This window comes from Polaribacter sp. 20A6, assembly GCF_011378915.1.
Classification (GTDB): domain Bacteria; phylum Bacteroidota; class Bacteroidia; order Flavobacteriales; family Flavobacteriaceae; genus Polaribacter; species Polaribacter sejongensis.
In genome coordinates, this window is sequence record NZ_WTPZ01000001.1 from 287337 (window position 1) to 309556 (window position 22220).

The following is a 22220-nucleotide window of genomic DNA, read 5'->3' on the forward strand; positions in this document are numbered from 1 at the left end:
TTTCTGTTTCTGTAAACTTAAAAAATAGTTTAATTAAAAGCTGTTTTTTCACCATTAAATAAGCTAAAAAATCTTAGTTTTTCAATTAGTCTACAACAAGTCTAGCCCTGATTGAACCTTTCAACTGTGCTCAAGACAGGCTATTTGTCTGAGCTCTTTTTTATGTTGATTTTTGTTCAGCATAAAAAAAGCGAGTAGTGAAAACAGGAAATAGCTTTTAATAAACCAACTTCTCAGCCAAATATTTAGCTGTATAAGACTCCTTATTTTTAACTAAATCTTCTGGAGTTCCTTGAAAAATAAGGTTTCCACCATTTTTACCACCTTCTAAACCTAAGTCTATAATGTAATCTGCACATTTAATTAATTCGATATTGTGTTCTATGACAATAATGGAATGCCCTTTGTCTATTAAAGCATTAAATGATGCCAATAATTTTTTAATATCATGAAAATGTAAACCTGTTGTAGGTTCATCAAAAATAAATAAAGCCTTGTCTTTGGTGTTTCCTTTTACCAAAAATGACGCTAATTTTATACGTTGCGCTTCTCCACCAGAAAGGGTAGAAGAAGACTGACCTAATTGCACATAACCCAAACCAACATCTTGTAAAGGTTTTAATTTACTAGCAATTTTAGGAACTAAATTTTCCGAGAAAAATGCAACAGCATCATCTATGGTTAAGTTTAAAATATCGTCAATAGATTTACCATCAAATTTTACTTCTAAAACTTCTTTTTTAAAGCGTTTTCCGTTACAAACATCGCATTCTAAATGCACGTCTGCCATAAATTGCATTTCTATAGTAACTTCTCCTTCACCTTTACAAACCTCGCAACGACCGCCTTCTACGTTAAAAGAAAAGTGTTTTGGTTTGTAGTTTCTAATGCCTGATAATTTTTGATTTGCAAATAGAGAACGAATATCATCATACGCTTTTATATATGTTACCGGATTGGAACGAGATGAACGCCCAATAGGGTTTTGATCGATAAATTCTACGTGTTTTAAAGTGTCAAAATCTCCTTTTACTTCTGTATGTTGGCCAACTTTTTCTCCGTGACCAATCAGTTTTTTTTGCATTGTTGGATACAAAATATTTTTAACCAACGTACTTTTTCCGGAACCAGAAACTCCGGTAATTACAGACAAACAATTTAATGGAAACGTAACATCTACATTTTTTAAATTGTTTTCTCTAGCTCCAATAATTTCAATTTTATTTCTAGAAGTTCTACGCTTTGTAGGAACTTCAATTTTTAATTCTTCATTCAGATATTTAGCAGTTAAAGATTCTGATTTTAAGATTTCATCAAAATTTCCTTCGGCAACTACGTGTCCGCCATAAGTACCAGCTTCTGGACCGATATCTATAATATAATCGGCTTCTCGCATAATATCTTCGTCGTGTTCTACTACCACAACTGTGTTTCCTAAATCTCGTAAATCTTTTAAAACACCAATCAATCTTTCTGTGTCTTTTGGATGCAAACCAATACTCGGTTCATCTAAAATATACATAGAACCCACTAAAGAACTTCCTAGTGAAGTTGCCAAATTAATACGCTGACTTTCACCTCCAGAAAGTGTGTTAGAGGTTCTGTTTATAGTTAAATAAGACAAGCCAACATCGGTTAAAAACAACAAACGATTGTTGATTTCCGTTAATAAACGTTTCCCTATTTTTTCTTCGTATTTGTCTAGTTTGATGTTCTTAAAAAAGACTGCCAATTCATCTAAAGGAAGCGTTACTAAGTCTGATATTGTTTTATCATTTATTTTGACAAAATTAGTTTCGTGTCGTAAACGTTTTCCGTTACAAGACGTACATTTTGTTTTTCCGCGGTAGCGAGAAAGCATGACTCTATTCTGAATTTTATAGCTCTTTTCTTCTAAAACAGTAAAGAAATGGTGAATTCCGTTGAATGATTTATTTCCGTTCCAAACCAATTCTTGTTGTTCTTCTGTAAGTTGAAACCAAGGTTTGTGAATAGGAATATCAAACTGATAAGCAACATCTATTAATTCTTCCTTATAATGAATATAAGAAGGTGTTTTAAATGGAAAAATACAATCTTCCATAATTGATAAACCTGTATTTGGTATGACCAAATCTTCATCAATACCAATTACATTTCCATACCCTTCACAAGTTGGGCAAGCACCATACGGATTGTTAAAACTGAATAAATGTGTGTTCGGTTCTAGAAATGACATTCCGTCTAAATCGAACTTATTACTAAATTCAGCGACTTTATTATCGGATAAATTTTCTATAAAACAAATACCTTTTCCTTCAAAAAAAGTAGTCTGAATTGAATCTGCTAATCGGTTGTAAAAATCTTCATCGTCTTTTGTTACAATTCTATCTACTACTAAATATAAAGGTTCGTTCTTAAAATCCGCTTGCGGAAAATCTGCAATTCGGTACACTTTATCATTCCATTTTAAACGTGCGTAGCCTTGTTGCTCTAAAACTTGTAAAACGGTTTTTAAATCGCGGTTTTCATCAATAGAAATAGGCGCTAATAGTAATAGTTTTGTTTTCTCATCAAACTCTTTTACAAAATTAACAACATCAGAAACGGTGTCTTTTTTAACTTCTTTACCAGAAATAGGAGAGAAGGTTTTACCTATTCTAGCATATAGAAGTTTAATATAATCGTAAATTTCTGTTGAGGTACCTACGGTAGAACGTGGATTTGTAGAATTTACTTTTTGCTCAATGGCAATTGCGGGTGCAATACCTTTAATATAATCTACTTTTGGTTTGTGCAATTTCCCTAAAAACTGACGCGCATACGAAGATAAACTCTCTACATAACGTCTTTGACCTTCTGCATATAGCGTATCAAAAGCTAAAGATGACTTTCCAGAACCAGAAAGACCTGTAATTACCACCAATTTATTTCTTGGTATAACTACATCTATATTCTTTAGGTTGTGGAGTCTAGCTCCTTTAATAATAATATTTTCTTTCGGATTTACTTTAGAAATGTCAGTCTTCATTTATGAAAAATATAAGCTATAAAAATACCGTTTTTTTAATCCATTTTAAAAGAAATGTGAATGAATTTTGCTAAAATATTTGTCGATTTAAAAAATAATATTGATATTTGGCTTTCATAAGCACCACTAAATTAGACGCATATACATAAAAAACTACTTTTAAATTATTAATTTAATAATAAAAAAAGAAGAGCAACTTGTTCTTCAACAGTAGTTATGATGCAGAAAAACTCAAATACAGATAGTACTTTAGTAAGCGATTACATTAAAGGAAATGAAGCAGCTTTAGCGGTTTTAATTAAAAGACATCAGCAAAGATTGTTTAGCTTTATATATAGTAAAGTACACGACAGAGATATTACAGAAGACGTTTTTCAGGATACATTTATAAAAGTTATTAGAACTTTAAAAAAAGGAAATTATAACGAAGAAGGTAAGTTTTTACCTTGGGTTATGCGTATTGCGCATAATTTGGTGATAGATCATTTTAGAAAAACTAACAGAATGCCTTCTTTTAAAAATACAAGTGAGTTTGATATTTTTTCTGTGTTAGGCGATGGAAACTTAAATGCTGAAAAACAAATTATAAAAGATCAGATACATACAGATGTTAGAGAGCTTATTAATGAATTGCCAGAAGAACAAAAAGAAGTTTTGGTAATGCGTATGTATAAAGATATGAGTTTTAAAGAAATTAGCGAAAATACAGGTGTTAGTATTAATACTGCATTGGGTAGAATGCGCTATGCGCTTATAAATATGCGTAAGTTAATAGAGAAACATAAAATTATTTTAGTAGATTAACAATAAATGAAAAAAGGTGTCGTTAGTAGTTTATAACCAATTTATTAAACAAACTATATGATGCAACTTTACTCAAAAAAGCCTTCTGATTTACAGATGCAACCCAAACAAGAAACAGTTCAATTTTTGATTAATTTTTCCAAATCGCTAACTTTTGTAAAAACGAAATCAAAAGACTTCATTGAATTGAATTTGAATTAAGAGAGGAAAAAGCTTCAACTAACGTTGGGGCTTTTTTTTGTATGCATCTTTTTTTATGTTATATGAGTTAATAGAGTCTTTGGCTTTTACGGAACTTGCAGTCATGGAAAATATATTAGTAGCAGGTGCCAATGGTACCACAGGAAAAAAGATAGTACACTTATTACAAAAATCACAATATTTTAATCCAATTGCTATGGTTCGCAAAGAGAGTCAGAAAAAGCAGTTTGAAGATGAAAATGTAACCACTATTTTAGCAGATTTAGAAAAGGACGTTTCATTTACAACAGAAAATATTGATAAAATTATTTTCGCAGCCGGTTCTGGTGGCAAAAAAGTAGTAGCAGTCGATCAAGAAGGTGCTAAGAAGTTAATAGACGCTGGTAAGCATACAAAAGTTAGAAAGTTTGTAATGTTAAGTTCTATGGGAGCAGATAACCCAGAAAGTTCAGACAAGCTTAAAGATTATTTAAAAGCAAAACAAAATGCAGATGTTTATTTAAGAGAAAGTAATGTTCCTTATTCTATTGTTAGACCAGGAGCTTTAAATAATGATAAAGGAATAGGTAAAATAGAATTGAGTACCAAGTTAAATAAACCTGGAGAAATTAGTAGAGATGATGTTGCGCAAACTTTAGTACATGCTTTACACGATACTGCAGCTGTTAATAATACTTTTGAAATAATAGCAGGAGAAACGTTAATAGGTGAAGCAATACCTAGTTCATAAAACTTCTTTTTAGTATAAATAATACACCTTAATTAAGGTGTATTATTTTTTTTATGATATTCGCCTAAAACTGATTTTCTACCAACTGTACTAGTAATAATATCTTTATCTAAATCCCAACCACGGGCAGGAGAATATTCACGTCCGTACCAAATGATTTGTAAATGTAAATCGTTCCAAATTTCTTTAGGAAACAGACGTTTTGCATCTTTTTCTGTTTGTGCAACACTTTTTCCGTTGCTCAAATTCCAACGATACATTAGTCTTAAAATATGGGTATCCACAGGAAAAGCAGGTATTCCAAAAGCCTGACTCAATACAACTCCAGCCGTTTTATGACCAACCGCTGGTAATTCTTCTAAACCTTCGAAAGTTTGGGGAACTTCACCGTCATATTTTTCAATTAAAATTTTAGACAATCCGTAAATCCCTTTACTCTTCATTGGAGATAAACCACAAGGACGAATAATTTCCTTAATTTCTTCTACGGTCATTTTTACCATATCAAAAGGATTATCCGCTTTAGCGAACAACAATGGTGTAATTTTATTCACTCTAACATCTGTACATTGCGCAGACAATAAAACAGCAATTAACAACGTATAAGGATCTTTATGGTCTAAAGGAACAGGTATTTCAGGATATTTTTCTTGAAGTGTGTCAATTACAAATTGTACTTTTTCTTTTTTAGTCATTATTCGAAGTTACAAAATTTACAAGTCTGCAAGTTACAAAGTTCTAATTGAAACCTTATTTATTTTTTATAATTAACTTTTAGATTGAAAAAAGCACTTCGACAAGCTCAGTGTGACATTTGGAGTTTTCATTGAGTTTGGTGCTAATTTGAGAATATTTTATTATTAAACTCTCTTTTTTTGTTAAATATATCCAATAACAATTTACCTAGCGTATGTCTGTCTGAGCTTGTCGAAGACTATTTTGAGTGCACTTCGACAAGCTCAGTGTGACATTTAGAGTTTTTATTGGGTTTGGTGCTAATTTGACAATGTTTTTATTATTAAGCTCTCTTTTCTGGTTAAATATATCCAATAACAATTTACCTAGCGTATGTCTGTCTGAGCTTGTCGAAGACTATTTTAGATGCACTTATGACATTTGGAGTTTTAATTGGGGTTGGTCCTAATTTGGTAATGTTTTATTATTATACTCTCTTTTCTGGTTAAATATATCCAATAACAATTTATCTATTATATGTCTGTCTGAGTTTGTCGAAGACTATTTTGAATGCACTTCGACAAGCTCAGTGTGACATTTGAGATTTTAATTAATTTGGGGACTAATTTGATAATGTTTTATTATTAAACTCACTTTTTTTGTTAATCATGCTAAATAATAATTTATCTATAATATTTCAGTCTGAATCTGTCGAAGACTATTTTGGTTGCACTTCGACAAGCTCAGTGTGACATTTAGAGTTTTTATTGGGTTTGGTGCTAATTTGACAATGTTTTTATTATTAAGCTCTCTTTTCTGGTTAAATATATCCAATAACAATTTACCTAGCGTATGTATGTCTGAGCTTGTCGAAGACTATTTTACATAAACTTCGACAAATTCAGTGTGACATTTGAGATTTTAATTGATTTATGGATGATTAAAATGAGACTATACAAAACATAGTTATTTATTAATAAGCTACCGACTTTAGACTTCAAGAATACTTTGTTACTTTGTATCTTTGTAATTAAAAACAAAAAAAATGACATCACTAAAAATAGGAGATAACGCTCCGCAGTTTGAAGCAAAAGACAACGCAGGAAATACCATTAAACTTTCTGATTACGCAGGTAAAAAATTAGTTTTATTCTTTTACCCAAAAGCAAGTACTCCGGGTTGTACTAACGAAGCTTGTGATTTACGCGACAACTATCAATCTTTTTTAGCAAAAGGATATGATGTTTTAGGAGTAAGTGCAGATTCGGAAAAAAGACAACAAAATTTTATAAATAAAAACGAATTGCCTTTTCCGCTTTTAGCAGATGAAGACAAAGCTGTAATTGAAGCTTTTAATGTTTGGGGACCAAAGAAGTTTATGGGGAAAGAATATGATGGAATCCACAGAACCACTTTTGTAATTGATGAAAAAGGTGTAATTGAAGATATTATCTTAAAAGTGAAAACAAAGGCACATGCCGCTCAGATTTTAGATTAAGCAATGATTAACGATTTCTGAATTCCGAACTTTATAAGTTCAGGTGTGCTTTTAGTATTTGTAATTTCAAATAGCTCTCTTTTATGAGATTTTAAAGAACTTTCTGTAATATGTAATATTGCAGAAAGTTCTTTTTCATTTTTATCGGAATGTAAAAATAAGGCTTGTAAAATTTCTAATTTTCGTTTTGTAAATGTATAGTTGTCAATATTTATTTTTGAGGAGGTTTTTCCTTTTTTTACAGATTTATTAACGAAACAATTTAGAATTACATCTTTAAAATTTTGTAAGTCTTCATCTTTTCCAACAAAAACATCTACCCCTTTATGTATCGCTTTTTCTTTGATGAAATTATTATTCATGGTGGTTAATACAATGATTTTAAAATGATTGTTTCCTTTTTTTATTTTATCAATAAAATCTAAAGAACATGTTCCATTAAAATTTACATCTAAGATTAAAACATCTAAGTTTTGATAATTTGTAAATGCAATTAATTCTTTTAGTGTGATAAAAGTATTGGTTACATTTAATTTCGAATGAACATTTAAGCTGTCTTTTAAAGCATCACAAAAAAAACGATTATCGTCTGCAATAACTATTCTTATTGGGGTTTTAGTCATTTGTAATGGGGATATTAATTTCGAAATTCGAACCTTTTTTATTTGTAAAGTTCCGTTAATTTGTTTTACTCTGTTTTTCACACTTTCTAAACCGAAACCTTTCTTGATTATTATTTTTTCATCAAAACCAATTCCATTATCAGTTACTTTTAGTGTAATTAGTTGGTTTTTATGCTGGTTTAGCGTTATTTTAATTTCTGATGCTTTAGAGTATTTTATAGCATTTGTAGTAAGCTCAGATATTATTCGATATAAGTGTACACATTTATCTTGCGACAATTCGATGTTTTTAAGGTCGAAATTATAACTGATTTTGTGTTTTGTTAAATTATCTATTTTAGTACAGAATTCAATTAAACTATCAACAAAGTTATCTGCATTAACTTTTGGAGCGTACAAGCTGTTTAATAAATATCTATAATCTTTATAAAAAGCATCTAAAATTTCTTCTACTTTTTCTGGTGTTTTTTCATCTTTCTGCAATAAGCGTAGTTTTAAAGCTTCTAAATATCCTCCAAAAGTATCATGAACATTATTTACTAAGTTGTTTCTTTCTGTATGTTGAAAGGCTAATGTTTTATTTTGAAAATTATATTTTAATTCATTACTCACTTTTTTGAGTTTAAAATATTTAAACTGAGTTTCTATGACCGAACCAAAAATAAATCGAGTAAATAGTAAAATTTCTAAAACCAATGTGATATAATAAATTGTAGATCCGCTAAATTTTATATACAAACTATTGTGGACACTTGGATTTATAATTTGACCACTTATTATTGCTAAAATTGGCAGTATAAAAGCGATAACTAAATAAATTGGTAGTTGTTTTGTAATGGTTAAGTAGAGGTGATTTAATACCCAAATAAAAGCAATTACTTTTAAGATTGTCCAAACATAGAGGTATAAAACAATTAATCCGCCAAAGAAAAATTTATAGATATAGAATAGTAAAAGTGTTAACGCAATGTAGGCTCCTATCTTAAAAAGTAGTTTAGGAATTACTTGGGATTTGTTTAATTTGTAAAACTTCATATAAAAAAAACCAATACAAGCTACTCCAATTGTCTGACTAAGGCTTCTAATATTATTGATAGCAAACTCACTTCCTGACCAGAAGTATTGCACTCCAATTCCTTTACCAGCTAGAAATTCTATTAAAACAGTAAAAATGTATAAAGGATAAAATAAAACAGTGTACTCCTTTTTTAAAATGGCAAAAAAGACCAGTATAAATGCCATCGAAATTAGAAATGCGATAAACATTCCGAAATAAAAATATTCTGTTTCTACACGCTTTAAAAACTGATTCTCTGTCTCTAGAAAGAAAGACATTCTTGTTCTAGTATCCTTGTTTTTAACTTCCAGAAAAACATCGGTTTTTGTATTGTTATCTACTGGTATTTTCCAGACCGGATGTCTATAAAAAATATTTTTATGCGGAAATTCTTTGTTATTAGATACTTTGTAAAGTGTGTCGATTTGATTACCCTTTTTTAAATAAATTTTTCCATAAGGTAAATATGGGTTTGCAATTGTAAAGTACTTGTATGCTGTTTTTGTTGAAGTTGCTGGTAATAATGAAAAGTGATTCCATAAAGTGTTTTCTCCTAAATGTTTATAAATTTTAGGTTGCTCTTCTTTTTTAAAATTGCCTAATTCATAGTTTTTAATAATTTCTGTAATAGAAACAGTGTCTTTAGAAGGTTGTTTAAAAAAGGAAATTGAATGATATATTGAAGAAGATTCCTCTTGTGAAAAAGAATTTAAAGTGAGTACTAGTAAGAGGAATATTAGTTTTATTTTCACAAATAGAATTTAAATACCCTACTAAAGTATGGTTTTTTTTTATGACTTCCGCTTAATTTTGTTGATGAAAAAGAAAAAAATATGGAAGTTAAAAAATTATATGATTATAATGAATTAAAAATTATTGGTAATAAATATCAAATTAAAGATAAAGAAATACCAATAAACCTTATAGAAGATTTTCTTAGCTTTTATAATTTAAGTTTACACGATTTGTCTACGCTTAGTAAATTTTCTCAAAATTTACAAGAAGAAAAGCGTTTTAAAAAATTGAATAAATCTAAGTTTAATTCATTAACAAACAAAGAGCTTCAAATTTTTAAATTGGTTGTTCATGGAAATACAACAAATAAAATTGCAGCACAACTTTTTATAGAGCCTACTACGGTTAGTACGCACAGAAAAAATATAAAACAAAAATTAGAATTAGAATCCATCTTTGATTTGTATCAGTATGCAAAAGCGTTTCATGTTTTTGCTTATTAAAGTAGCATTTTATCGAAATATAAAAATACAACGAATATTATAGAAGCTCCTAAAAGGGAAGTCTTAGAAGTATAGTGAAAAAGTGAAAGTAATTTTGTTTGAATTTGAAAAAGCGAGCTGATGTATGTCAGCCCGCTTTTTTTATGAATTAAAACTTCATACCTACTTTTAAGTTTAAAACTCTACCCGTCATATAATTCGGAATACCGAATTGTGTTTTAGAATACACATCTCTTACCCAAGTGTTGGTAATTGAGTTTTGAATATCAAACATATTAAAAAGCTCTAAACCTGCGGATAATTCTTTAAACTTAGACAACCAACCCGTTTCGTATTGTTTATTAGCATCCACAAAAATATAAGAAACTCCTAAATCTGCACGTTTATAATCTCTTAAACGACTTTGGTAGTCATACACATCAGCATAAGAAGGCGAGCCGCCAGGAACACCTGTATTGTACACCAAGTTTAAATATGCTTTTAAGTTTGGTAAATTAGGAACATAATCTTGAAAAAGAATTCCGAATTTTATTCGTTGGTCAGAAGGTCTTGGAATATATCCTTGGTTATCAATATTTTCTTCAGTTTTTAAATAGCCTAAGCTTACCCAACTTTCGCTACCAGGAACAAACTCACCATTTAAGCGAACATCCAATCCGGTTGCATACGCTTCTGTAACATTGTCTGCTCTATAACGAATTCTAACATTGTCTATAGAGTAGGCGTTTACATCAGATAAATCTTTGTAATACAATTCTGTGGTTAGTTTAAATGGTCTGTCCCACATATCAAAACTATAATCCATTCCTGTAACTAAGTGAATCGATTTTTGAGCTTTTACATCTACATTAATATCACCATTATAATCTCTTAACTCTCTGTAAGAAGGTGGTTGAGAATACCATCCGCCAGAAATTCGAAACAGCATATCCTTATCCCAATTCGGTTTTATTGCAAATTGACCTCTAGGACTAATAATTGTTTGGTTTTTAGACTCGATTCCGTTTCCTGTAACAGACCAACTTTGAGTTCTAATACCTAAATTATAAAAAACTTCATGCTCATTCCAAAAAGAACGTTGGTTAAATTGTACAAAGGCAGAGAGTCTATTAATGGCAACGTTATTATCTTTTCTGATGTTTTGATAAGGAGTGATTTCACCTTCAAAAGGTTCGTACGGTTGATTGTTAGAAGAATGGTTTGGAGGTCTTATAGAAAAACCTAAAGAATCTATTACTTCCCATTCTCTAATTCGGTCTCTAATATCTTCTTTTTGATATTTAGCTCCAAAATTCCATTGTATATCATCTTTCTTAATAGTTCCTTTTACCTGGATATTGGTAATTAAAGCATCCAAATCATTACGAGCATGATTTAATTGTGATCCGATTCCTTGTGAGAAATCTACTTCACCAAAATTTTCTGATCCAATATTGGCATCAACTTCCCCTAAGTTATAGGCTGCAGCAATATCAAAATGTTCTTCTTCTTGTGTATTGTATCTAGATACTGTAGTTGTTAAAGTAAAATGATCATTCACTTTAAAATCTGCAGACAAAGCGCCAAACATCGTTAAATATTTGTCTTCCTCTTGACCCGAATAGAAAACAATTAATTCTAACGGATCTGCAACGGTACCAAAACGTGTGCTTCTAGAAATTGGTTGATAATTATAATCGTTTAGAGAAAAGTTTCCTAGAAAATTTAATGTAAATTTTTCTGAAAAGTCATAAGATAAATAGGTTTGTACATCTGTAAATTGTGGTCTAAAATTAGTCTCAATTTGTTTACTATTTACAAATAAGCTATTGTCTCTATATCTAACACCCGTAATGGTGCTTAATTTATTATTTAAAAAACGGCCTTCAAATGTAACACCTGCTCCTAATAAACTAGCGTCTATTGTGGTGGCAGTTTCTGTAGGTTTTTTATAAGTAATATCTAAAACAGATGATAATTTATCTCCGTATTTAGCTTGAAATCCACCAGCAGAAAAATTAATATTCTGCACCATATTAGAGTTGATAAAACTTAAGCCTTCTTGTTGGCCAGATCTAATTAAAAAAGGTCTGTAAATTTCAATTCCGTTTACATAGACTAAATTTTCATCAAAATTCCCACCTCTTACATTGTACTGCGTACTTAGTTCGTTGTTATTACTAACACCGGGTAAAGTCATTAATACGTTTTCTACACCCGCATTAGGTCCAATTACATTTTTAACAACTGCAACATCAATCTTCTTAATACCTTGGGCGTTTCTTACATTATCTTTAATTACAATTTCTTCTAATTCTTCTGTTTTTGAAGAAAGAACAACAGAATATCGGACGCCATTTCTACTATTTCCAATGTATTTTTTTGTAAAAGTTCTAAAGGATAAATGACTAAAAACTAGCGTTATTTCTTCTTTAAATGGAATTCGAATAGAGTAGTTTCCGTTTTTATCTGTGGTGGTACCAACGTTATTATACTTTATAGAAACTTGTTCAATAGGTTGTTTGTTTTTATCATTAACCGTTCCTTTAAGAATGGTGGTTTTTTGAGCAAAAGCAAAAACAGGCAGAAAGTATAAAAAGAGTAAGATTTTTTTCACGTAGGTTTTAGTTTACTTGTTTTTTAAAGAACGTTGTAGAAAGCGTATTCGTATTTCCAACATTGTCCGAGACTACAATTTTAAAGATATGTTTGCTACCAACCAATTTTTTATCACTAAAATTATAGGTTAATATTCTTTTTTTATGATTGTATTCCATTAAAATCCATTCTCCATCTAAAGTAGCTCTAAAGTTTTTAATTCCAGAACCAACATCAGAAATCTTTACTTTAATAGTTTCTCTTTTAGAAATCCAATCGTTATTTTTAAAATACAATACGCTAGCTTTAGGTTTATGAGTATCTGAAACTAAAGCATATTTACCCAGCGTTTTTGTGGTTGTATAAAAGGTGCTGTCCTTTTTTCGAGTGCTTAGGTAATACGGGTATTTTGAGTTTTCTACATTCGCTATATAAAGTTGTTTTTTTTCGGCTTCAGAATATTTAGAAACATTAAAAGTTAATGTAAAACTTTTATCTAAAGGAATACTAGGAGTATGAATTTTAGCAACGCCTTTATCAACCTTAAAATCTAAATAGACATCTTCATAAAAAGTGTTCTTAGGAAAAGCAACTGTAACATTTTCTTCTTTAAACTTCTGAAAGTTTTTAGCAACTATTTTATAGGCAGTGGTGTCTTTTGGTTGTGTAAAAATGGTATTGTTTTTTACACCACTAACAGGTATTTTTAAGGTACTTGTGTTTCCTTTATAGTCTTTTGCAATAATTTCTATATTGTAATTCAATCCATTTTCAATATTTAATATACCATTATCAATTAACCCCTTATATGTAGATAGTTTATTAGCTTCTTCTTTATAAGTTTTCTGATATTTTTTCTTGTACTTTTTATAGTGCGGATAATCTATATGTAAGTTGATAAATTTACTTTCTGCAAAAGAAAATGTTTCTACATCATGATGATAAAAACGTTTTCCATTTACAAGCATTTCTAAACTAAAAATTCCGTTTTTATTGGATGCTTTGTCTAGTTGGTCAAAAACATTTACACTAAAACCAATATGTCCACAAGCAGCAATTTTATCCACTTTATATTTTCCTTTTTCTATACTTTTTAGAGATATAACCGTACTTCTATTTTTATTGTTAATTCTAGCATTTTGGTCTAATGGATACACTTTTAATGCTAAAAAAGTAGGTGGATTTGTATCAATAGGTTTCAACCCAAAAAACAAAGGATTGATGATGTTTTCTGTGGTTGTATCTCTTATTTCGAAATGTAGATGAGGTCCACCAGAACTACCAGTATCACCAGAAAAAGCAATGATTTCTCCTTTTTTTATAGGAAATTTATCAGCTTTAAAAAATAAATTTCCAGTTTCATAATTTTCTTGTTTGTATTGAACAGATTTTACGTGTTCCTGAATTTTATCAGCATATTTGCTTATGTGGGCATACACAGTTGTAAACCCGTTTGGATGTGTTATATAAATTGCTTTACCAAAACCATATTGAGCAACTTTTATCCTAGAAATATAACCGTCTGCAGCTGCATATATTTTTAAACCTTCTCTACCTTGTGTTTTTATATCTACCCCAGAATGAAAGTGGTTACTTCTTAACTCGCCAAAAGTACCCGATAAAATAGTAGGGATACCTAAGGGATTTCTAAAATAGTCTTTTGGGTACTTTTCTTGGGAATAACTAAAAAAAGTGCATAAAAATGTAAATAGCAATAGAGTTTGTCTCAAAATGAAAATGTTTTCTGCAAAAATAGTGAAAATCATTTTTGGGTTAAAGAGTTCATCTTTAGTTTTTCATAAAATAACTTATTCATGCCAATTAAAAAACAAGTAGAGCTTTGGTGTTAAAAAACACAAAAAAGAAGGTGCTTCAATTAAATGTTTTAACTAGTTTGAATTTTAATAAATCGTTTAAATGTAAATATTTTTAGTTTGATAAACTACCTTAAACAATCCATTTCACAAATTTTTTATTTCATCTTTTACTTGTTTACTAGGTTGTTAGAGTCGGGGATTGGTTCTTAATTCTAAAAGCGAAGCGGTCATTATTTTTTATGAAGTAATAATCATTTTTAATCATATTCTTACTTTCTAAATCCAGCCTTTACGTAATAATTTATGTCTAAACAATTTGAATTCCATAATGTTAACTAAAGCATTTTAGGTATTTAGGAGATACTAAAGAAAATAAGCAACAAAATGTTGTAAAGTTTAAAACAGAATGTTAACTTTGTAGCTATAGTTTTATTCTTAATAATATAGATGGGTAATACAATTGAAGCAATTCATTTACTGGAAGATAAGTTAGAAAGCTTATTGTCAAATTATGAATTTTTGAAGAATGAAAATGAAATTCTGCTTCAGAATACCAATAAATTACAACATCAATTAAAAGAAAGAGAGCAATTATTAGCAGCACAGAAAAAAGAGTATGAATTGCTTAAGGTTGCCAAAACTATAGACGGCAGTGGAACAAATACAAGAGATACAAAACTCAAAATAAATACTTTAATTCGAGAAATCGACAAGTGTATCATACAGTTACACAAATAAAGTTCATTAAATTGTGGGAAAACTTAAAATTAATATTGTTATAGCAGGTAGAACTTACCCTTTAAGTGTGAACAACACTAAAGAGGAAGAAGGCATGAGAAAAGCCGCAACTGCTATTAATAAATTAATTTCTATGTATGAAGAAAATTACGCAGTAAGCGATAAACAAGATGTTTTAGCTATGTGTGCGTTACAGTTTGCTTCTAAAGCAGAAATAACTTCATTAGAAAAGGATTCTACAGATAGAGAAGTAGTAGATAGAATAAAAGAGTTGACTAATTTGGTTGATTCTCATTTAAAATAAGTTCTTTAAAATATACATTAACAACACACTGCCTACGTTAGTACATTGTTTATTAAACTCAACACGATTCAATTATGAAGGATGAGTCTTAACTACTAAAGCAAGCCATCTAGAATGGATCCTTGAACAGTTAGTTAGTCCTATAAGTAACCATATTTGGAGTTTAAAAAACCTCACTAATGTAGGCTTTTTTTATATATTAAATTTAAATTATGGATGGAATGATACTTCCCATTATTGTGGGAGTTTTGATAGGAATTGCAGGTGGATTTTTGATCGCTAAAGCGATGGAAAAAGCAAAAGGAAAAAAAATACTTAGTGGCACTAGAAAAGAGGCCGCAACAATCTTAAAAGAAGCTAAGATAGATGCCGATTCTGTAAAAAAAGAAAAGATATTACAGGCAAAGGAAAAGTTTATTGAATTAAAGGCTGAGCATGAAAAAGTAATTCTTACAAGAGAGAAAAAGATTTCTGATGTAGAGAAACGTATTAGAGATAGAGAATCTCAAGTAGCCTCTGAAGTAGATAAAAATAAAAGATTAAATAAATCTTTAGAACACAAAGAAGGAGAGTTTAATAAAAAATTAGACTTTTTAGAAAATAAAGAATCAGAATTAGAAAAAATGCACAAGCGTCATGTAGATATGCTAGAGCAAATTTCTGGTTTATCGGCAGAAGATGCTAAAAAGGAATTGATTACTTCTTTAAAAGATGAAGCGAAGACAGAAGCAATGGCTTTTGTACAAACTTCTATTGAAGAAGCGAAGTTAACAGCAGAACAAGAAGCTAGAAAAGTAGTTTTAGGAACCATACAAAGGGTAGGTGTAGAGCAAGCAGTAGAAAACTGTGTGTCTGTATTTAACTTAGAGTCTGATGATGTTAAAGGTAGAATTATTGGTAGAGAAGGACGTAATATTAGAGCTTTAGAAGCTGCTACAGGTGTAGAAATTATTGTTGATGATACTCCGGAAGCAATTATTCTTTCTTGTTTTGATCCTGTTCGTAGAGAGATTGCAAGATTGTCTATGCACAAGTTGGTAACCGATGGTAGAATTCACCCTGCAAGAATTGAAGAGGTTGTTAAAAAGACGGAGAATCAAATTACCCAAGAAATTATTGAAGTTGGTAAAAGAACTGTAATAGAATTAGGTATCCACGGATTGCATCCAGAATTGATTAAAACGGTGGGTAGAATGAAATATCGTTCTTCTTACGGACAGAATTTATTACAACACTCGCGTGAAGTAGCAAATCTTTGTGGTATTATGGCTTCGGAAATGGGCTTAAATGCAAAAGTTGCAAAACGTGCTGGTTTATTACATGATATTGGTAAAGTGCCAGATACGGAAAGCGAACTTCCACACGCATTGTTAGGTATGGAATGGGCTGAGAAATATGGTGAAAAACCAGATGTTTGTAATGCAATTGGTGCTCACCACGACGAAATTGAAATGAAAACGTTAATTGCGCCAATCGTACAAGTTTGTGACGCTATTTCAGGAGCAAGACCAGGAGCAAGACGTCAGGTGTTAGATTCTTACATTCAGCGTTTAAAAGATTTAGAAAACATAGCATTTGGTTTTCCAGGTGTTCAAAAAGCATATGCTATACAAGCAGGACGTGAATTACGTGTAATGGTAGAAAGTGGTAAGGTAAATGATACCAAAGCTGCTGAATTATCTTTTAGTATTTCTCAGAAAATACAAAATGATATGACATACCCAGGTCAAGTAAAAGTAACTGTTATTAGAGAAACAAGAGCGGTGAATGTGGCTAAGTAAAAGAAGCCCATCCTATTCTTCCTGAAAGGAAGAGACACTGTTGTGTTCTCAAAATATTTTTAAAAATCCCTACCATGTTTATGGTGGGGATTTTTGCTTCTATACATTTCTTAATATTTGTGGTTCTAGGCATTTGGCTTCTTTATTGTAACATTAGCGAAAGCTTTTTTATAGGGTAAATATTTGTAGTATTTACTAAGATAAAAACCCAATGAAAATAAGTGAATATTTTCTTAAACCAGGATTTTAAAGACCTTATAACAAAGGTTTTGTAGAACCCGATAAATTAAAAATTAATTAGCCTTTAGTGTATTCTTAAGGTTTTTTTTATCTCGATGTTTCTTAAATTAATGTTAATATAAGTTCAATAAACCAACTCTAGGTAACACAATCTTATCCTGTTTTTTTGTTTTGGTTGCAATATACTAACGTTCATTTTAGGTTGATTTAACTTAATATTTTTTGCTTTGTAGCTTGAGTATTAAACTAAACTAACTACAAAATGAAACACAAATTTTTAAGTAAATTTTTAATTTTAATGTCACTTTTTCTTGGGACAGCTGCTTTTTCTCAGCAAGTCTTAACAGGAAAAATAATAGATGAAACAGGTGCTTTGTTACCAGAAGCAAGTGTTCATATAGTTAATGGTAATAAATGGACTACATCTGACTTTGATGGAAATTTTAAAATAGAGTTTAAAGATGCAACAAGTATTATAAGAGTCGAATTTCTAGGGTACCAAAGTCAAGATATTGTTATTGGAAATAGAAACAATATTACTATTACAATGTTACCAGAAGTTAATGCACTAAGCGAAGTTATTGTAACGGCTTTAGGTATTAAAAGAGAACAGAAAAAAGTCGGTTACGCAACTCAACGAGTAGATGCTTCTACTATTAAAGAAGTTGTTGCGCCAAATGCTGCAGGTTTAATTACTGGTAAAGTTGCAGGTTTAACGGTTAGTAATCCTACAGGTTTATTTCAGGCGCCTTCTTTTACTTTAAGAGGGAAATCGCCATTAATTGTTGTAGACGGAATTCCTGTAAGTACAGATTTTTATGATATTTCTCCGGATGATATTGTTGATATTACGGTTTTAAAAGGAACTTCTGCTTCTGCTTTATACGGATATAGAGGAGGAAATGGAGCGATACAAATTACAACTTCTAAAGGTCAGAAATCTGACGGATTAGAAATTACAGTTTCTCATAATACCATGGTAAGTGCAGGTTTTACGGTTTTTCCGGAAACACAAACAGAATACGGAAATGGTTCTAACGGACAATATGAATTTTGGGACGGACAAGATGGTGGTATTTCTGATGGAGATATGATCTGGGGACCAAAATTTGAGCCTGGAGTAAAAATAGCACAATGGAATAGTCCTATAAAAGACAATGTTTCTGGTGATGTTACTCCTTGGTGGGGAGATGTAAGCGGAACAAAATATGATGATAAGTCTCGTTATTCTAGAGTGCCAATTGATTGGGAATATCATAATAATTTAAAAGACTTTCTAAGAACAGGAGTTATCAATACGACTTCTTTTTCTGTAGCAAATTCTTCTAAAAATGGTTCTTATAGATTATCTGGTAACTACAAATCGCATACAGGTAGAGTGCCAAACACCAATTTAAAAACAGGTGGATTAACTTTTAATTCAACAACAAAATTATCAGAGAAGTTAACGTTGGATAGCAAGTTGGCGTATAACAAAGTATTCTCTCCGAATTATCCTAGACATGGTTACGGACCTAAAAACCACATGTACACTATCTTAATTTGGATGGGAGATGATGTTAATGGTCAAGAATTGAATGAGCACAGATATATTCCTGGTCAGGAAGGATATAGACAAGCAAACTTTAATTATGCTTGGTATAACAACGTGTATTTTGCTGCCAATGAATTAAATCAGCGATATGACTCAAATGTTTTAAATGGACAGTTGAAATTAAATTATCAAATTTCAGATGATTTTAGTGTTCAGGCAATGGGTTCTGCTGTGATGAAAGATCGGTTTGAAAACAGAGAAAGTCCGAAGTCTTATTTGAACTACGGAGACCCAAGAGATGGAGATTATAAAACATGGAATACCAATTCTGTAGATGTAGATTATAATTTATTAGCTACCTATAATAAAGAAATTACAGATAAATTTTCTTTAGGGGTCAATGCAGGAGCTTCATCAGAATATCATAAATACCAACAAGAGTACAATGCTACAGATGGTATTATTGTTCCTGAATTGTATAGTTTAAATAATACAAAAGGAAACGTGATAGCAAGCACCGATTTTTCTGAAAGATCTGTAAACAGTTTATACGGAATGTTAGAATTAGATTTTGATAACAAGTTATTCTTAACATTTACAGGTAGAACAGATAAGCACTCTACATTACCAACAGATAATAATTCTTTATTCTATCCTTCAGTTTCATTAAGTACCATTGTTTCAGAATGGATTGAATTACCAGAATCTATTAACTATTTAAAGGCTTTTGGTTCTTGGGCGCAAGTAAAAAGATCTTTAAGTGCATATCAAATAAATTCTTATTATGACAATGCAGGTACTTTTGATGGAAGTCCAGAATTATCGTATTCAGGGAGTTTGGTAAATCCAGATATAGAAGGTTCTTTAACTACCAATGTAGAATTAGGTTTAAGTGCAGGTTTTTTAAACAATAGAATTGGTTTAGACTTTGCATATTATAATGCTATAGATGAAAATTCGATTATTGATTTACCAATTTCTTTAGGATCTGGTTTTTCATCAAGAAAAGAAAATGCACACCAATTTACTACCAATGGTTTTGAGGTTTCTGTGAGAGCGACACCAATTAAAAATACAGATTTCAGATGGGATGTTTTAGCAAACTGGTCTAAAAAAGTACAACGCTTAACAAGATTAGATGAAGGAGCTGAGCAATATAATAGCTTACGATTAAATGATAGAACTGATGCATATTATGCAACCGTTTGGGAAAAATCTGCAGACGGAGAATTAATTTTAGATGCCAATACCGGGATGCCAACCAAAAATCCATATGAACAAAATATAGGAAATAAAAATCCTGATTTTAGATTTGGTTTAGAAAACACTTTTAAATACAAAGGCTTTTCATTAAAAGTTGGTATTGATGGCGTTTGGGGAGGTTTAATGAGGTCTTTAACAGTAGAAAAAATGTGGTGGGGTGGTAAGCATCCAAACTCTACAGAATTTAGAGATGCAGAATATGCAAACGGTATTGGAACCGTATATGTGCCAACAGGTGTAAATGTAACTGGTGGTTCTGTACAAAGAGATTTAAACGGAACAGTAACTTCAGATACTAGAACGTATGCAACACATTCATCACCAGTAAGCTGGCAAGCTTGGTCTCAAAACTATCCGTATAGAGCACAGGTTACAGAGGAGGAAAGCGAAACTTTTGCCAATGTATTCGATAGATCTTACCTTAAATTAAGAACTGTCGCTTTAAGTTACGATTTAACAAATGTCTTAAAAGTTAAAGGAATCAAACAAATTAATGCAAGTATAAACGGTTACAACTTATTCATCTTAAAAAAGGCAGATATCATTGATCCAGATTATGGAAATGATGATAATTTACAAGATCCTTCTACAAGATACTTAGGTTTAGGTTTAACTTTTAAATTTTAATAAAAATGAAAAATTTTAAAATAATAGTATTTTTAATGATGGCGGTTGTAGTCTCTTCTTGTGAAGATTTAGACATCAACGACAATCCAAATAAAGTAAGCGTAACGCATCCAGATTTATTGTTAACTAATATTACAACTTCTGCTTTTCAGGTGAAAGGAACAGGCGCAATGTATGCTTCTAGAATGATTGTGCAAACAGACGGAGAAAGTACTTCTCAGTTTTACAAATGGGACAGAGCAAGTTTTGATGCTTACAATAGCTTAAGACAGGTTACAAAAATGATGGAAGAAGCAGATAGAATAGCAGATGATTCTTACAAAGGAATTGGCTACTTTTTTAGAGCGTATTATTTTTATGATTTGGCGTTAACTTTTGGAGATGTTCCTTATGCAGACGCTTTAAAAGGAGAAACGGAAGACTTATATCAACCAAAATACAGTACACAAGAAGATGTTTTTGCAGGTGTTTTAAGTGAGTTAGAAATGGCAAACACTTTGTTAGACGGAACAAGTATTATTACGGGAGATCCTATTTTTAATGGTGATGTTAGTAAATGGAAAAAGTTGGTAAACTCTTTTCGTTTAAAAGTTTTATTGACACTTTCTAAAAAGGAAGGAAGCTCCTCTTTAAACATTAAAAATGAATTTGCTTCTATTTACAATTCAGAATCTATAATAACAACTCCAGAAGAAAGTGCACGTTTAGAATTTGTAGATGTAGTAGATTCTAGATATACAGAATTCAATTCTAGTGGGTATGGTTCTGGATTATACATGGCATCTACTTTTATAGATATGTTGGTAGAAAGAGGAGATAAAAGATTATTCGCTATTGCAGGTCAGACTAAAAATGCAAAAGAAGCAGGTTTATCAATCGATGATTTTACTGCCTACGCAGGAGGAAATCCTATCGCGGCTTATAACGATGTGAATTTAGTGGCAGCAGCCGGAGATGTATCTAAAGTAAATGATAGATATACAGCAGATCCAACCACAGAAGCACATAATGTGTTAAGTTTTTCTGAAGTTCAGTTTATTTTAGCAGAAGCAGCAGTAAAAGGATGGATTCCTTCTGGTAATGCACAAGCTTTTTATGAAAACGCAATTAAAGCAAATTTCCAATTTTATAATACCTATGCAAAAGGGTATGAAGCGTATTATACATCAACTGAAGCTGTAAATTATATTGCAGGAACAAAAGTGAACTTTTTAAATGCGACTACAGATGCAGAAAAATTAGAGTTAATTTTAACTCAGAAATATTTGACTTCTTTTTTACAAGGTGGTTGGAATATGTATTTTGATCATTTAAGAACAGGATATCCAGAATTTCCATATTTAGGTTCAGATACGCCTCCAACAAGATGGATTTATCCTTTAGATGAATACAATAACAATGCAACCAATGTTACGGAAGCAATTGACAGACAATTTAGTGGTTCTAATGATGGAATTAGAGAATTGACTTGGTGGTTACAATAGAAAAGTAATTTATAGGGAG

14 protein-coding genes and 1 other RNA gene are annotated in these 22220 nt (G+C 30.8%); 10 read left to right on the forward strand and 5 right to left on the reverse strand.

Annotation, left to right across the window (positions count from 1 at the left end; all coding sequences use genetic code 11):
- Positions 1–217 precede the first annotated feature (217 nt).
- Entirely contained in the window at positions 218–3010 is a 2793-nt protein-coding gene (gene uvrA, locus GQS57_RS01290) for an excinuclease ABC subunit UvrA (RefSeq protein ID WP_165730448.1), read from the reverse strand.
- 216 nt (positions 3011–3226) lie between these two features.
- Here uvrA and GQS57_RS01295 point away from each other — a divergent pair, with 216 nt between their 5' ends.
- Positions 3227–3814: an RNA polymerase sigma factor gene (locus tag GQS57_RS01295; RefSeq protein ID WP_165730450.1), complete on the forward strand. Its 588-nt coding sequence runs from the start codon at positions 3227–3229 to the stop codon at positions 3812–3814.
- Positions 3815–4118: 304 nt separating this feature from the next.
- Positions 4119–4745, forward strand: a complete 627-nt coding sequence (locus GQS57_RS01300) for an SDR family oxidoreductase (protein WP_165730452.1) — start codon at positions 4119–4121, stop codon at positions 4743–4745.
- A gap of 32 nt (positions 4746–4777) precedes the next feature.
- Here the strand turns inward: GQS57_RS01300 and nth are convergent, their stop codons facing one another.
- Positions 4778–5440, reverse strand: coding sequence for an endonuclease III (nth, locus tag GQS57_RS01305; protein WP_165730454.1), 663 nt, complete (start codon positions 5438–5440; stop codon positions 4778–4780).
- A 1025-nt stretch (positions 5441–6465) separates the two neighbouring features.
- Here nth and bcp point away from each other — a divergent pair.
- The gene (bcp, locus tag GQS57_RS01310) at positions 6466–6918 is read left to right on the forward strand and encodes a thioredoxin-dependent thiol peroxidase (protein WP_165730456.1); all 453 of its coding nucleotides are present in this window, start codon (positions 6466–6468) and stop codon (positions 6916–6918) included.
- On the opposite strand, the gene GQS57_RS01315 is transcribed toward bcp, so the two are convergent.
- On the reverse strand, positions 6915–9350 hold the full coding sequence (locus GQS57_RS01315) for a response regulator (protein ID WP_165730458.1): 2436 nt from the start codon (positions 9348–9350) through the stop codon (positions 6915–6917). The genes bcp and GQS57_RS01315 overlap by 4 nt on opposite strands.
- Before the next feature lie 81 nt (positions 9351–9431).
- Here GQS57_RS01315 and GQS57_RS01320 point away from each other — a divergent pair, with 81 nt between their 5' ends.
- On the forward strand, positions 9432–9836 hold the full coding sequence (locus tag GQS57_RS01320; RefSeq protein ID WP_165730460.1) for a helix-turn-helix transcriptional regulator: 405 nt from the start codon (positions 9432–9434) through the stop codon (positions 9834–9836).
- 148 nt (positions 9837–9984) lie between these two features.
- Here GQS57_RS01320 and GQS57_RS01325 read toward each other — a convergent pair whose 3' ends face one another.
- Both GQS57_RS01325 and GQS57_RS01330 read right to left on the reverse strand, forming a co-directional pair.
- Entirely contained in the window at positions 9985–12432 is a 2448-nt protein-coding gene (locus tag GQS57_RS01325; protein WP_165730462.1) for a TonB-dependent receptor, read from the reverse strand.
- 7 nt (positions 12433–12439) lie between these two features.
- A complete protein-coding gene (locus GQS57_RS01330; RefSeq protein ID WP_240915410.1) occupies positions 12440–14143 on the reverse strand; it encodes a M23 family metallopeptidase in 1704 nt (567 codons plus the stop codon).
- Between the two features lie 534 nt (positions 14144–14677).
- Here GQS57_RS01330 and GQS57_RS01335 point away from each other — a divergent pair.
- From GQS57_RS01335 to GQS57_RS01360, 6 genes are all read left to right on the forward strand, one after another.
- Complete coding sequence (locus tag GQS57_RS01335; protein WP_165730466.1) at positions 14678–14968, forward strand: hypothetical protein; 291 nt, start codon at positions 14678–14680, stop codon at positions 14966–14968.
- A gap of 10 nt (positions 14969–14978) precedes the next feature.
- Entirely contained in the window at positions 14979–15272 is a 294-nt protein-coding gene (locus GQS57_RS01340) for a cell division protein ZapA (RefSeq protein WP_368855177.1), read from the forward strand.
- A gap of 56 nt (positions 15273–15328) precedes the next feature.
- A non-coding RNA gene (gene ssrS / locus GQS57_RS01345) (6S RNA) lies at positions 15329–15437 on the forward strand.
- Between the two features lie 47 nt (positions 15438–15484).
- On the forward strand, positions 15485–17053 hold the full coding sequence (gene rny, locus GQS57_RS01350) for a ribonuclease Y (protein WP_165730470.1): 1569 nt from the start codon (positions 15485–15487) through the stop codon (positions 17051–17053).
- Between the two features lie 502 nt (positions 17054–17555).
- Positions 17556–20717, forward strand: a complete 3162-nt coding sequence (locus GQS57_RS01355) for a SusC/RagA family TonB-linked outer membrane protein (RefSeq protein WP_165730472.1) — start codon at positions 17556–17558, stop codon at positions 20715–20717.
- Positions 20718–20722: 5 nt separating this feature from the next.
- The gene (locus GQS57_RS01360; RefSeq protein WP_165730474.1) at positions 20723–22201 is read left to right on the forward strand and encodes a SusD/RagB family nutrient-binding outer membrane lipoprotein; all 1479 of its coding nucleotides are present in this window, start codon (positions 20723–20725) and stop codon (positions 22199–22201) included.
- The last annotated feature ends 19 nt before the right edge of the window (positions 22202–22220 follow it).